Annotated in this window: 14 protein-coding genes; 13 read left to right on the top strand and 1 reads right to left on the bottom strand. The window is 57.2% G+C overall.

Going from position 1 to position 13,828, the window contains the following annotated elements; translation table 11 throughout:
- The 6 genes from yceG to tnpA all read left to right on the top strand — a co-directional run bounded on the left by yceG (nucleotide 1) and on the right by tnpA (nucleotide 5,789).
- Nucleotides 1–1,023, top strand: coding sequence for a cell division protein YceG (gene yceG / locus GVK32_RS05305; protein ID WP_159866825.1), 1,023 nt, complete (start codon nucleotides 1–3; stop codon nucleotides 1,021–1,023).
- Nucleotides 1,013–1,654 carry a dTMP kinase gene (gene tmk / locus GVK32_RS05300; RefSeq protein ID WP_159866822.1) on the top strand — a complete coding sequence of 214 codons (642 nt, stop codon included), beginning with the start codon at nucleotides 1,013–1,015 and terminating at the stop codon, nucleotides 1,652–1,654. Before yceG ends, tmk begins: the two co-directional genes overlap by 11 nt.
- Nucleotides 1,651–2,655, top strand: coding sequence for a DNA polymerase III subunit delta' (holB, locus tag GVK32_RS05295; protein ID WP_159866819.1), 1,005 nt, complete (start codon nucleotides 1,651–1,653; stop codon nucleotides 2,653–2,655). The genes tmk and holB overlap by 4 nt, the downstream gene beginning before the upstream one ends.
- A 10-nt stretch (nucleotides 2,656–2,665) precedes the next feature.
- Nucleotides 2,666–3,451, top strand: a complete 786-nt coding sequence (locus tag GVK32_RS05290) for a metal-dependent hydrolase (protein ID WP_159866814.1) — start codon at nucleotides 2,666–2,668, stop codon at nucleotides 3,449–3,451.
- 304 nt (nucleotides 3,452–3,755) lie between these two features.
- The gene (ptsG, locus tag GVK32_RS05285) at nucleotides 3,756–5,189 is read left to right on the top strand and encodes a PTS glucose transporter subunit IIBC (RefSeq protein WP_159866811.1); all 1,434 of its coding nucleotides are present in this window, start codon (nucleotides 3,756–3,758) and stop codon (nucleotides 5,187–5,189) included.
- A gap of 162 nt (nucleotides 5,190–5,351) precedes the next feature.
- A complete protein-coding gene (gene tnpA / locus GVK32_RS05280; RefSeq protein WP_032751944.1) occupies nucleotides 5,352–5,789 on the top strand; it encodes an IS200/IS605 family transposase in 438 nt (145 codons plus the stop codon).
- A gap of 148 nt (nucleotides 5,790–5,937) precedes the next feature.
- Here tnpA and fhuE read toward each other — a convergent pair whose 3' ends face one another.
- On the bottom strand, nucleotides 5,938–8,121 hold the full coding sequence (gene fhuE / locus GVK32_RS05275) for a ferric-rhodotorulic acid/ferric-coprogen receptor FhuE (protein ID WP_159872783.1): 2,184 nt from the start codon (nucleotides 8,119–8,121) through the stop codon (nucleotides 5,938–5,940).
- Between the two features lie 361 nt (nucleotides 8,122–8,482).
- On the opposite strand from fhuE, the gene hinT reads away from it, so the two are divergent.
- From hinT to GVK32_RS05235, 7 genes are all read left to right on the top strand, one after another.
- Nucleotides 8,483–8,839: a purine nucleoside phosphoramidase gene (hinT, locus tag GVK32_RS05270; protein WP_041144975.1), complete on the top strand. Its 357-nt coding sequence runs from the start codon at nucleotides 8,483–8,485 to the stop codon at nucleotides 8,837–8,839.
- Between the two features lie 3 nt (nucleotides 8,840–8,842).
- Nucleotides 8,843–9,217, top strand: a complete 375-nt coding sequence (locus GVK32_RS05265; protein ID WP_045854851.1) for a YcfL family protein — start codon at nucleotides 8,843–8,845, stop codon at nucleotides 9,215–9,217.
- 21 nt (nucleotides 9,218–9,238) lie between these two features.
- Nucleotides 9,239–9,868 (top strand): penicillin-binding protein activator LpoB, encoded by a 630-nt coding sequence (gene lpoB, locus GVK32_RS05260; RefSeq protein ID WP_200842837.1) that lies wholly within the window; start codon nucleotides 9,239–9,241, stop codon nucleotides 9,866–9,868.
- On the top strand, nucleotides 9,849–10,664 hold the full coding sequence (gene thiK / locus GVK32_RS05255; RefSeq protein ID WP_159872787.1) for a thiamine kinase: 816 nt from the start codon (nucleotides 9,849–9,851) through the stop codon (nucleotides 10,662–10,664). The genes lpoB and thiK overlap by 20 nt, the downstream gene beginning before the upstream one ends.
- Before the next feature lie 28 nt (nucleotides 10,665–10,692).
- Nucleotides 10,693–11,703: a beta-N-acetylhexosaminidase gene (gene nagZ, locus GVK32_RS05250; RefSeq protein WP_161795650.1), complete on the top strand. Its 1,011-nt coding sequence runs from the start codon at nucleotides 10,693–10,695 to the stop codon at nucleotides 11,701–11,703.
- Between the two features lie 36 nt (nucleotides 11,704–11,739).
- On the top strand, nucleotides 11,740–12,282 hold the full coding sequence (gene ycfP / locus GVK32_RS05245) for an alpha/beta hydrolase YcfP (protein WP_041144980.1): 543 nt from the start codon (nucleotides 11,740–11,742) through the stop codon (nucleotides 12,280–12,282).
- Between the two features lie 236 nt (nucleotides 12,283–12,518).
- Nucleotides 12,519–13,823: an NAD(P)/FAD-dependent oxidoreductase gene (locus tag GVK32_RS05235; RefSeq protein WP_041144981.1), complete on the top strand. Its 1,305-nt coding sequence runs from the start codon at nucleotides 12,519–12,521 to the stop codon at nucleotides 13,821–13,823.
- The last annotated feature ends 5 nt before the right edge of the window (nucleotides 13,824–13,828 follow it).

Below are 13,828 nucleotides of genomic sequence, written 5' to 3'. Positions count from 1 at the left end.
ATGAAGAAAATGTTACGTTTTATCCTGCTGTTGTTAGTGGTGTTTGGCATTGCCGCAGGCGTGGGCATGTGGAAAGTCCGCCAGCTCGCTGACAGCAAGCTGCTTATCAAAGAAGAGACCATCTTCACCCTTGAAGCCGGCTCCGGGCGCATCGCGCTGGGCCAGCAGCTGTATGGTGACAAGGTCATCAACCGGCCTCGCGTCTTCCAGTGGCTGCTGCGCATTGAGCCGGAGCTGTCGCACTTCAAAGCCGGGACCTACCGCTTCACGCCGCAAATGACGGTGCGCGAAATGCTCCAGCTGCTGGGCAGCGGCAAAGAGGCCCAGTTCCCGCTGCGCTTTGTTGAAGGAATGCGGGTGAGCGACTATCTGCGCCAGCTGCGCGATGCGCCGTATGTGAAGCATACGCTGGCTGACGACAGCTACGAAACGGTGGCGAAAACGCTCGACCTTGAACACCCGGACTGGGTCGAAGGCTGGTTCTGGCCGGATACCTGGATGTATACCGCCAATACCAGCGATGTAGCGATCCTCAAGCGGGCGCATCAGAAGATGGTCGCCGAGGTGGACAAGGCGTGGGAGGGGCGGATGGATAACCTGCCGTACGAGGATCGAAACCAGCTGCTGACCATGGCGTCAATTATCGAAAAAGAGACGGCGGTAGCGGAAGAGCGCGATCGCGTGGCGTCGGTATTTATCAACCGCCTGCGCATCGGCATGCGTCTGCAGACCGACCCGACGGTGATTTACGGCATGGGTGAGAGCTATAATGGCAGGCTGACGCGCAAGGATCTCGAAACCCCGACGGCCTATAATACCTATGTGATTAGCGGTATGCCGCCGGGACCGATCGCCGCGCCCGGAGAGGCTTCGCTGACCGCCGCCGCGCACCCGGCGAAAACGCCGTACCTCTATTTTGTCGCTGACGGCAAGGGCGGACATACGTTTAATACCAATCTGTCCAGCCACAACCGCTCGGTTCAGGATTATCTAAAAGTTCTTAAGGAAAAAAATGCGCAGTAATTACATCGTTATCGAAGGCCTGGAGGGCGCAGGGAAAACCACCGCGCGTAACCTGGTGGTGGAGGCGCTGGAACAGTCTGGCGTCAGCGATCTGCTGTTTACCCGTGAACCGGGCGGCACCATCCTCGCCGAGAAACTGCGCAGCCTGGTTCTCGATATCCAGTCCACCGGCGATGAAGTGATTAATGATAAAGCCGAAGTGCTGATGTTTTATGCCGCCCGCGTTCAGCTGGTGGAAACGGTGATTAAGCCGGCCCTGGCCCGCGGGCAGTGGGTGATTGGCGATCGCCACGATCTCTCAACCCAGGCGTATCAGGGCGGCGGCCGCGGCATTGACCAGACGATGCTGGCGACGCTGCGCGACGCGGTGCTCGGCGATTTTCGCCCGAACCTGACGCTCTATCTCGACGTGACGCCTGAGGTGGGCCTCAAGCGAGCCCGCGCCCGCGGCGAGCTCGATCGCATTGAGCAGGAGTCGCTGGACTTCTTTAACCGCACCCGCGCGCGCTATCTTGAGCTGGCGACGCAGGACCCGACGATCCGCACCATCGACGCCACTCAACCGCTGGAAGCGGTCGCGCGCGATATCCGCGCGACGATCGGCCAGTGGGTGGCGGAGCAGCGCGCATGAAATGGTATCCGTGGTTACGCCCGCCGTTCGAGCAGTTAGTCACCAGCTATCAGGCCGGGCGGGGTCACCATGCGTTACTGCTTCAGGCGCTGCCGGGAATGGGCGGCGATGCGCTGCTCTACGCGCTGTGCCGCTACCTGATGTGCCGACAGCCGGAAGGGCACAAAAGCTGCGGCCACTGCCATAGCTGCCAGCTGATGCAGGCCGGTACCCACCCCGACTACTACACGCTGGTGCCGGAGAAGGGCAAAAGCGTCCTCGGGATTGATGCCGTTCGCGACGTGAATGAAAAGCTCTACGAACGCTCGCGCCTCGGCGGAGCCAAGGTGGTGTGGATTAGCGACGCGGCGCTGCTGACCGATGCGGCAGCCAATGCCCTGCTGAAAACGCTGGAAGAGCCGCCGGAAAATACCTGGTTCTTCCTCGCCTGTCAGGAGCCGGCGCGGCTGCTGGCCACGCTGCGCAGCCGCTGCCGTCTGTATCATCTTGCTCCGCCGGCGGAGTCCTACGGCCTGGCGTGGCTGGAGCGTGAGGTAGCGCTTGAGCAAAACGTCTTGCTGGCCGCGCTGCGTCTGAGCGCTAATGCGCCAGCGGCGGCGCTGGAGCTGCTCGATGAGAGCCGCTGGGCCGCCCGGCAGCAGCTCATCCAGACTCTGGCAAGCGCATTAATCGGCGGTGACTGGCTAACGCTGCTGCCGATTCTCAATCATGAACAGGCCGCCGTTCGCCTGCACTGGCTGGCATCGCTGCTGCTGGATGCACAAAAAAGGCAGCAGGGAATCTCCCTGGTGAGCAACCCCGATGCCTGGACGCTGATAAACCAGCTGGCGCAGGCGTTGCCGGCCAGCCGCCTGCAGGCCATTGCGCGGGACGTCAGCGCCTGCCGAGAGCAGCTGCTGAGCGTGGTCGGCATCAACCGCGAACTGCTGCTAACCGAGCGCCTTTTGCGCTGGGAACATTACCTGCAACCTGGGGCGGTCCTGCCCGTTTCCCACCTCTGAGCGAGACATTATGTTTTTAGTCGACTCCCACTGCCATCTTGATGGCCTGGATTATGAAACTCTGCATAAAGACGTGGACGATGTGCTGGCAAAAGCCACCGCGCGTGACGTGAAGTTCTTCCTTGCTGTTGCGACTACGCTGCCGGGATATCGCGGGATGCGCGAGCTGGTCGGACAGCGTGACAACGTGGTTTTCTCCTGCGGCGTGCATCCGCTCAACCAGGATGAAGCGTACGACGTTGACGAGCTGCGCAAGCTGGCCGCGGAAGAGGGCGTGGTGGCGATGGGGGAGACCGGGCTGGACTATTTTTACACCCCGGAAACCAGGCCCCGCCAGCAGGAGTCCTTCCGCGATCATATCCGCATCGGCCGCGAGCTCAACAAGCCGGTGATTGTGCACACCCGCGACGCGCGGGCCGATACGCTGACAATTTTGCAGGAAGAAAAAGTGACGGATTGCGGCGGCGTACTACACTGTTTCACAGAGGATAGAGAGACAGCGGGTAAATTGCTGGACATGGGGTTCTATATCTCGTTTTCCGGTATTGTCACGTTCCGCAACGCCGAACAGCTGCGCGACGCCGCGCGCTACGTTCCCCTTGACCGCCTGCTGGTGGAGACCGATTCGCCGTACCTCGCGCCGGTACCCCATCGTGGTAAAGAGAACCAGCCGGCAATGGTCCGTGACGTTGCCGAATATATGGCGGTTCTGAAGGGCGTTTCGCTGGAGCAGCTGGCACAGCAGACCACCGATAATTTCGCCAGATTGTTCCATATCGACCCCTCCCGCCTGTAACCCAGCGATCTTCCTATTATTTTAAGGCTCGTAATTAATTCTTAAAACGAGTAAAGTTCACCGCCACAAAAGGGGCGGTGACCGGCTTTTGGCAACATTTAGATACGGCTTATGTAAGTTGATGTAAATTTTTCCACGCCGACTGATTGAAACGTGATAGCCGTCAAACAATCATTCCGCCAATTATTTTACTCTGTGTAATAAATAAAGGGCGCTTAGATGTCCTGTCCACGGCACGGTACTCCCCCCGTGCCAATGCGTGAAAACGTAAAAAAGTACCAAATACTCAGGAGCACTCTCAATTATGTTTAAGAATGCATTTGCTAACCTGCAGAAGGTCGGTAAATCGCTGATGCTGCCGGTCTCCGTACTGCCTATCGCAGGTATCCTGCTGGGTGTCGGTTCCGCAAACTTCAGCTGGCTGCCAGAAGTCGTTTCCCACGTCATGGCAGAAGCAGGCGGTTCAGTATTCGCTAATATGCCGCTGATCTTCGCTATCGGTGTCGCGCTTGGCTTCACCAATAACGACGGTGTATCCGCGCTGGCTTCGGTCGTTGCTTACGGCATCATGGTGAAAACCATGGCGGTTGTTGCCCCTCTGGTTCTGCATTTACCTGCTGAAGAGATTGCGGCTAAACACCTGGCTGATACCGGCGTACTTGGCGGTATTATTTCCGGTGCAATCGCAGCGTACATGTTCAACCGCTTCTATCGCATCAAGCTGCCAGAGTATCTGGGCTTCTTTGCGGGCAAGCGTTTTGTGCCGATTATCTCCGGTCTGGCCGCTATTTTCACCGGCGTGATCCTCTCCTTTATCTGGCCACCGATCGGTACTGCTATCCAGACCTTCTCTCAGTGGGCTGCGTACCAGAACCCGGTTGTGGCGTTCGGTATCTACGGCTTCATTGAACGTTGCCTGGTACCGTTTGGCCTGCACCACATCTGGAACGTTCCTTTCCAGATGCAGATTGGTGAATACACCAACGCGGCAGGTCAGGTCTTCCACGGCGATATCCCGCGCTACATGGCTGGTGACCCGACTGCGGGCAAACTGTCCGGCGGCTTCCTGTTCAAAATGTACGGCCTGCCGGCTGCGGCTATCGCTATCTGGCACTCCGCTAAACCGGAAAACCGCGCGAAAGTGGGCGGTATCATGATCTCCGCAGCGCTGACCTCGTTCCTGACCGGTATTACCGAGCCGATCGAGTTCTCCTTCATGTTCGTTGCGCCGCTCCTCTACATTATCCACGCAATTCTTGCAGGTCTGGCATTCCCGATCTGTATCCTGCTGGGTATGCGTGACGGTACATCGTTCTCTCACGGCCTGATCGACTTTATCGTCCTGTCCGGTAACAGCAGCAAGCTGTGGCTGTTCCCGATTGTCGGTATCTGCTATGCGATCGTGTACTACGTTGTCTTCCGCGTGCTGATTAAAGCACTGGACCTGAAAACTCCGGGTCGTGAAGATTCAACCGAAGACAGCAAAGTGGGCGCAACCAGCGAAATGGCTCCGGCTCTGATCGCGGCGTTCGGCGGTAAAGAAAACATCACTAACCTTGATGCGTGCATCACCCGTCTGCGCGTTAGCGTTGCTGACGTAGCGAAAGTTGATCAGGCTGGCCTGAAAAAACTGGGTGCTGCCGGTGTGGTCGTTGCAGGTTCAGGCGTTCAGGCTATCTTCGGGACTAAATCCGATAACCTGAAAACTGAAATGGACGAGTACATCCGCGCCAACTAAGTTGTGATGTGGGGAGACTAAGGCAGCCGAATGGCTGCCTTTTTTATACCTGAATGAACACCACCTCCTATGGAGGTGGTCAGCAAAAAGTTGGCTCTGCCAGTAATGCTACTCATGGGAAAATCCGAATCTGTTATCCCCATAACTGATAAGGATTTAACCATGAGTAGATTCCAGAAAGCATCTCATGTGCTCTGGTGTTGTCAATATCATATCGTATGGACACCCAAGTACCGATTTCGCATCCTTAGGAACAATGTTGGGAAAGAGGTCTACAAGCAGATAAGGATCTCAAGCGAGCAGCTTGGGATAGAAGTGGTAGAACTGAATGTTCAGATTGATCATGTCCACTTACTGGTAAAAGTACCACCGCGACTTTCTATTTCACATGTGATAGGTCATTTGAAAGGTAAAACAGCCCTTCGGCTGTTCAGTAAATTTCCTTACCTACGGAAGAACAAGTTGTGGGGAAATCACTTTTGGGCACGGGGTTACTGCGTGGATACCGTAGGTATAAACGAAGAAATGATAAGAAAGTATGTGAAGTATCAGGAAAAGCATGAAGTTGAAGAGAGCCAGCTCCCTCTAAAAGAGGTGTGAAGGGAAGGCTCTCAGAGTCTGGACTTAGTACGCCCCTATGGGGCGTTTTCAATGCCACCTGCTATGCAGGTGGTTTTTTACTGGCTTAAGCGAGTAAAAAGGGAGCCAGCTGGCTCCCTGGGTTCTGCTGGTCAGCGCTGAGGATAAATCAGAACTGGTAGCTGGCGGTGATGCTGAAGTTGCGCGGCTCGCCGTAAACAATCGAGCCGTCAATGTTGGTATCGTAGGTTTTATCGAACAGGTTGTTGATATTACCCTGCAAGGCAAAGTTTTTGGTGACCTGGTAGCGGCTGAATAAATCAACCAGCGCGTAGCTGCCCTGCTCGGCGCGGAAGGTGCCGTACGGCGTGACGGTATCTTTATAGACGCGGTTCTGCCAGTTCACGCCGCCGCCAACGGTCAGCTCGGGTATCGCCGGCAGACGATAGCGGGTGAACAGCTTAACGCTGGTGCGCGGCAGGTTGGGGTTTACCGCATTGCCTTCATTATCTTCCGCAACGTAGCGCGTGGCCCCGAAGGTCATCTGCCAGTTATCCGTCAAGGCGCCGTTAATCTCGAACTCAACCCCTTTACTCACCGTGCCGTCCGCCGTTCTGTAGGCCGTTTCGCCGTTACTGCCGGCAATCGGCGTCCCGGTAGACTGGCCCAGGTTATCCTGTTCGATACGGAAAATCGCCAGGGAGGTGGTCAGACGGCTGTCCATCCAGTCTGATTTCAGGCCAAGCTCATAGTTGTTACCGGTGATCGGCGTCAGATATTTACCCGAGCTGTCGCGGACGTTCTGCGGCTGGAAGACGGAGGTATAGCTGGCGTAGGTCGACCAGTTATCATCGATGTCGTAAACCAGGCCGGCGTACGGCGTCGTATGGTTTTTCTCCATGCTGTAGGAGAGGGTGTCGATACGCCAGTTGGTATAACGAACGCCAAGAATCAAGTGCAGCGGATCGGCCAGCGAGAAACGCGTCGCGGCGTACAGGGACTTCATCCGCGTGGTGTCGTCCTGGGCGAGGCTTTGCGGGCCCCAGTTGGTTTCAGGGAAGTTAGCCGCATTGAAGCCAGAGAAGCTGCCGATCTCATCCGGGAATACGTTTGCCCAGGAGCTAAGGTAGCGGTTGTTCTGCTTGCTGTAGCTGCCGCCGAGCATCAGGTTATGCTGGCGGCCGAACAGATCGAAGCCGCCGTCGCTAAACAGATCCACGGCATCGACTTTACGTTTGCCGCTGTTCCAGCCCGTCCCGCCAACGTAATCGTAGCCCGGCCCATAGCTGCCATAAGGGCCGACCAGCATGCCCGTCTCTTTGTTAACGTACGCATCGACGTACATCATTTTGCTGTCGAATTTGACCTCTGAGTGGGTTGCCGTCATGGTCGCCTGCCAGGTATCGGCAAAGCGCTGTTTCAGCGTGACGAAGACTTTGTTGAACTCTTTATCGTTATAGGCCCAGTCCGGCGCGGTGCTGTGGGCGCGATCGTAGTGGTTCTTGCTGCCGTCGGTGTTCCAGCGCGGCAGGCCGCCCCAGGTTGGGCTGTTGACGTCGATGCGCTGGTATTCGTAGCCGGCGGAGAGGCTGGTTGCGCTGCCGAGGTCGGCATCGAGAATGCCGGAGAAGAACGTCTTTTCGCTATTGTAGCGATCGAGCCAGGAGTCATTATTCTGATAGCCGGCGACAATACGCGCCCGCACGTTACCGTCCTCGGTCAGCGGGCTCTGCATATCGGCGACGTAGCGCTGCTTGTTCCAGCTGCCGTACTCGGTGGAGATATTGCCGGTAAACTCGCGGCTGGTGGCATGCTTGCGGATCATGTTGATCGATGCGGAGGGGTTGCCCGTCCCGGTCAGCAGGCCGTTGGCGCCGCGTACGACCTCGACCCGCTCAAAGAGCGCGGTATCAGAGAGCGCGTCGCCGAGGTTCCAGCGGGATTCAAACCAGGTCGGAATACCGTCGACCATATAGTTGTCTATCAGAAAACCGCGGGAGTAATAGCTGCTGCGATCGGAGTCGGCCTGGCTCCTGCTGATGCCGAGCGTGTTGTCCATCACGTCGCCGAGGGTTTGCAGCTGCTGATCCTGCATCCGCTGCTCGCTGATGATGCTGACCGACTGCGGAATATCGCGCTGGGTCATCAGCATTTTTGTTCCGGCAGAGGTGGTTTTAACGCTGTAATCCTGCCGCTGTTCGTCGGTTCCGGCCGGCGTTGTTCCTTCTACAATGATGGTGTCGTCGGTGGCGTCGGCGGCAAGGCCGAGGGCGGGGTAGAGCGCTAACGCAATGCCGACGGCGAGGAGAGACGGCGCGCGGCGGCCGTCCCGGGAGCTGGTAGTGAAAGACATGATTAACCCTTAATTAGAGACTATCGTTCTACGCCGAGGCTCTGTGGCCGCGGTCGAATCATTCCCGAAGTGCGGTGCGTCCATGTAGTGAATACAAATGAGAAATATACGCATTTATATTTAATGTGTAAACAGACGTAAGAATAGTGGTCAAAAAGGCTCTTATCGCCGGCGGCGCCGGGACATAATCAGGGATATGCTTAATCCGTCATCAGCTAAGTCCGCCGCCGCGTAAGAAAAAGTGCATTCGGGTTGAAAGAGGGGGAGTAACTCGCTCATACTCTTAGACGCATCCTGTGCATCCGCGTTTATCTGCAGAGGCAGGCCAGAGCACGGTATAAAAATTAATAAGGAATCAGTCATGGCAGAAGAAACGATTTTTAGCAAAATCATTCGCCGGGAGATCCCGTCGGATATTGTTTATCAGGATGAGCTTGTTACCGCCTTTCGCGATATTTCTCCGCAGGCGCCGACCCATATTCTGATTATCCCCAATATCCTGATTCCTACCGTCAACGACGTCACCACGGAGCACGAGCTGGCGCTGGGTCGCATGATGACCGTCGCGGCGAAAATTGCGCGTGATGAAGGTCTTGCCGACGACGGCTATCGCCTGATCGTCAACTGTAACCGCCACGGCGGCCAGGAAGTCTACCATATCCATATGCACCTGCTGGGCGGTCGCCCGCTGGGTCCCATGCTGGCTCACAAAGGCTAATCAATGCGCGCAGCTCATTTCGGCACTCTTCTGGCGGCGGCGCTGCTGGCCGGCTGTGGTTCTCACGCGGAAATTCCGGTGGGAGAGCAGCAGACGCTGGTGATGGAATCTAACGTCTTAGCCGCAGGTATCAGCGCCGATGCGCCTGAGGTCACCGCCTCACAGATTCAGGCCACCGCCACCTCAAGGCTGTTCAACGAACGCCAGGAGCCGATCGTCGTGCATTACCGCTTTTTCTGGTATGACGCCAGAGGGCTGGAGATGCACCCGCTGGAGCCGGCGCGCAGCATAACGGTGCCCGCACGCTCATCCGTGACGCTTTACGGTAGCGCAAATATTTTGGGGGCGCATAAGGCCCGACTCTATCTTTATCTGTAAGAGGTAACTGTGATGATTAAAATGTGTCGCTATGCGTTGATCACAGCACTGGCGATATTCCTTGCCGGGTGCGTTGGGCAGCGTCAGGAGCCCGCGCCGGTAGGGGAGGCGCAGCCGAAACCGGAGCAGCCAGTTCAGCCTACGGTACCAACGGTGCCGGGCATTCCGGCAGTGCCGGCGCAGCCGGGTCCGATTGAGCATGAACAGCAGCCGACTCAGCCAACCCCGCGCGTTCGCCACTATGACTGGAGCGGTGCGGTACAGCCGATGGTCGGGCAGATGCTGCAGGCGGGCGGCGTGAATGCGGGCAGCATTCTGCTGGTCGATAGCGTCAATAACCGCACGAACGGTACGCTAAACGCGGGCGAGGCGACCGAGGCCCTGCGCAATGCGCTGACGGGAAACGGCAAGTTTACGCTGGTCTCGCAGCAGCAGCTCGGCGTGGCGAAACAGCAGCTTGGCCTGTCGCCGCAGGATAGCCTCGGCAGCCGCAGCAAAGCGATGGGCATTGCGCGCACCGTTGGCGCCCAGTACGTGCTCTACTCTAATGCCACCGGCAACGTCAACTCACCTGAGCTGAAGATGCAGCTGATGCTGGTACAAACCGGCGAGATTATTTGGTCAGGTAAAGGTGCAGTTCAGCAACAGTAAGCTAACGCGCGATGAGCTATTGTCGCGCTTTTTCCCCCGCTATTCGCCGCTCGACGATCCGGCCTTTGCCGGTCTGAGCGGCGGTAGCTGCATTGTCAGCGACGGCACCCGGCGGCTGGTATTACGCCAGCCGCACGATCCTGCCGCGCCCGCCAGCGATTTCCTTCGTCAATATCGCGCGTTATCCCGGATGCCGGATACGCTTGCGCCGTCGCCGATTTTTTACTCTCCGCGCTGGATGGTGGTGGAATACTGCATCGGTGAAATGAAAAGCGCGCTGCCGCCGTGCTCGCAGCTGGCCGGGGTGCTGTATCATCTGCACCAGCAGCCGTGCCTGGGCTGGCGTATCGCGCTGGCGCCGCTGCTGGAAAGCTACTGGCAGCAGAGCGATTGCTCGCGACGAACCCCGCTATGGCTGCGCTGGTATAAGCGTCTGCTACGACGCGGAGAGCCCCGGCCACTGCGCCTGGCGCCGCTACATATGGACGTACATGCGGGTAATCTGGTTCATACCGAGGGCGGGCTGCGGCTGATCGACTGGGAATATGCCGGCGACGGTGATATTGCGCTGGAGCTTGCCGCCGTGTGGATTGATTCCGCACAGCGGCGACGGCTGACGGCGGAGTATGCCCGGCTGGCGAAGATTAATGAACGTCAGCTGTGGCGACAAATTCAGCGCTGGCGCCCGTGGGTATTGATGCTCATGGCAGGCTGGTACGAGCGTCGCTGGCAGCAAACCGGCGACCGACAGTTTATTGCCCTGGCAGATGCGGCCTGGCGTCAGTTAGACACATAATATAAGAGAGGTCAGTGTGGGTCCGGTAATGTTGGATGTCGAAGGTTTTGAGCTGGATGCGGAAGAGCGGGAGATCCTCGCGCACCCTTTGGTTGGCGGGCTGATTCTCTTCACCCGCAACTATCACGATCCGGCGCAGCTGCGCGAGCTGGTGCGTCAGATCCGCGAAGCTTCGCACAATCATCTGGCGATCGCGGTCGATCAGGAAGGCGGGCGCGTCCAGCGTTTTCGCGAGGGCTTTACCCACCTGCCGGCCGCGCAGTCCTTTGCCGCACTGCTGGGAATGGAAGAGGGCGGCAGGCTGGCGGCGCAGGCCGGCTGGCTGATGGCCAGCGAAATGATCGCTATGGACATTGATATCAGCTTTGCGCCGGTGCTCGACGTTGGCCACATCAGCGCCGCCATCGGCGAGCGTTCTTATCATGAGGATCCCGAGAAGGCGCTGGCCATCGCGCGCTGCTTTATTGACGGCATGCATGAGGCGGGTATGAAGGCGACCGGGAAGCATTTCCCAGGCCACGGCGCGGTCACTGCGGATTCACATAAAGAGACGCCGCGCGATCCGCGCGCTGAGGCGGAAATTCGTGCCCGGGATATGGCCGTTTTCCGCACCCTGGTTGCGGAGCAGCGCCTTGATGCGATTATGCCTGCCCACGTCATTTATACCGACGTTGACCCGCGTCCGGCCAGCGGCTCGCCGCACTGGCTGAAGACGGTACTGCGCGGGGAGTTAGGCTTTGATGGCGTGATTTTCTCCGACGACCTGTCGATGGAAGGCGCGGCGATTATGGGCAGCTATGCCGAACGCGGACAGGCTTCCCTGGATGCGGGTTGCGATATGATCCTGGTCTGCAATAATCGTAAGGGTGCGGTCAGCGTGCTGGATAACCTGTCGCCGATCAAAGCAGAGCGTGTTACGAAATTGTATCATAAAGGTTCCTTTACCCGTCAGGAGCTAAGGGATTCCGCCCGTTGGAAGAGGGTCAACGCGCAGCTGGAGCAGCTCCACGCGCGCTGGCAGGAGGCGAAGTCCGCGTAGCGAACCTGAAGGGTGTTGTTGTCTGGTGAGGATGCGATGATTATCTATTTACACGGTTTTGACTCTAACAGCCCCGGTAACCATGAAAAGGTGCTGCAGCTGCAGTTTATCGATCCCGACGTGCGGTTGATTAGCTACAGTACGCGGCATCCGAAACACGATATGCAGCACTTGTTAAAAGAAGTCGATAAGATGCTGCAGCTCAACGCCGACGATCGGCCGCTGATTTGCGGCGTCGGTCTCGGCGGCTACTGGGCGGAACGGATTGGTTTCCTCTGCGATATCCGCCAGGCTATTTTTAACCCGAACCTGTTTCCCGATGAGAATATGGAAGGCAAGATCGATCGCCCGGAAGAGTACGCGGATATCGGCACGAAGTGCGTGAATAACTTCCGTGAAAAAAATCGCGATCGTTGCCTGGTGATGCTTTCCCGCAAGGATGAAGCGCTCGACAGCCAGCGTTCGGCTGAGCTGCTGCACCACTACTATGAAATCATCTGGGATAACGAGCAGGGCCATAAATTCAAGAGTATCTCCCCGCACCTACAGCGGATAAAGGCCTTTAAAACCCTCGGCTGATAGCTCCCCTCCAGCCCGCTGTGTGAACGCACCGCGGGCTTTTTTTATCCATTCCGTGATTGCCTGCGCAAAAAATATGCGGTAAAACTTGATGCATATCAATTTTGGTATGACCAATGAACCGTTCATGTTATTCTCGATCCCGCTGAATGGTTTCAATGCTGTAACTTGTTGTTAATTAAAGGCTATTTCTATAACCTTTAATTAACAATTGGTTGATAATTTTAGGGGGTCACGTGACTACACCATTGAAAAAAATAGTAATCGTTGGTGGCGGCGCCGGCGGACTGGAACTGGCTACTCAGTTGGGTAAAAAGCTGGGCCGCAGCAAAAAAGCGAAAATCACCCTGGTGGATCGCAACCATAGCCACCTGTGGAAACCGCTGTTGCATGAAGTGGCAACGGGTTCGCTCGACGAAGGTGTAGATGCGCTGAGCTACCTGGCTCATGCCCGCAATCACGGTTTCCAGTTCCAGCTCGGGTCAGTCGCGGATATCAATCGCGAAACCAAAACCATCACGCTCAGTGAACTGCGTGATGAAAAGGGCGAGCTGCTGGTGGCCGAGCGCAAGCTGCCTTACGACACCCTGGTGATGGCGCTGGGCAGTACCTCTAACGACTTTAATACGCCGGGCGTTAAAGAGAACTGCATTTTCCTCGATAACCCGCACCAGGCGCGTCGTTTCCATCAGGAAATGCTGAACCTGTTCCTGAAATATTCCGCGGATCTCGGCGCCAACGGCAAAGTGAATATTGCTATCGTCGGCGGCGGGGCTACCGGCGTAGAGCTCTCTGCCGAGCTGCACAATGCGGTTAAGCAGCTGCATAGCTACGGCTACAAAGGGCTGACCAACGAAGCGCTGAACGTCACGCTGGTTGAGGCCGGTGAGCGTATTCTGCCGGCGCTGCCGCCGCGTATTTCCGGCGCCGCGCACAGCGAGCTGACCAAGCTTGGCGTACGGGTGCTGACGAAAACCATGGTCACCAGCGCCGATGCTAACGGCCTGCACACCAAAGACGGCGAGTTTATTAAGGCCGATCTGATGGTCTGGGCTGCCGGGATTAAGGCGCCGGACTTTATGAAAGAGATCGGCGGTCTGGAAACCAACCGCATCAACCAGCTGGTGGTTGAGCCGACGCTGCAAACGACCCGCGATGCAGATATCTACGCCATCGGCGACTGCGCTTCCTGCGCCCGTCCGGAAGGCGGATTCGTGCCGCCGCGCGCGCAGGCCGCTCACCAGATGGCAACCTGCGCGTTGCATAACATCCTCGCGCAGATGAAAAACAAGCCGTTGAAACCTTACGCTTATAAGGATCACGGTTCGCTGGTTTCGCTCTCCAACTACTCGACCGTCGGTAGCCTGATGGGTAACCTGATGCGCGGTTCAATGATGATCGAAGGCCGCATTGCACGCTTCGTTTACATCTCCCTGTACCGCATGCACCAGATTGCGCTGCATGGCTACTTTAAAACCGGCCTGATGATGCTGGTAGGGCGCATCAACCGTATCATTCGTCCGCGCCTGAAGCTGCACTAATCCTC

The sequence above is a fragment of the Klebsiella sp. 18074 genome, from assembly GCF_902705905.1.
GTDB lineage: Bacteria > Pseudomonadota > Gammaproteobacteria > Enterobacterales > Enterobacteriaceae > Klebsiella > Klebsiella terrigena.
Note: the sequence above shows the minus strand (reverse complement) of the source record. Positions and strands in the feature narration are given on the sequence as shown.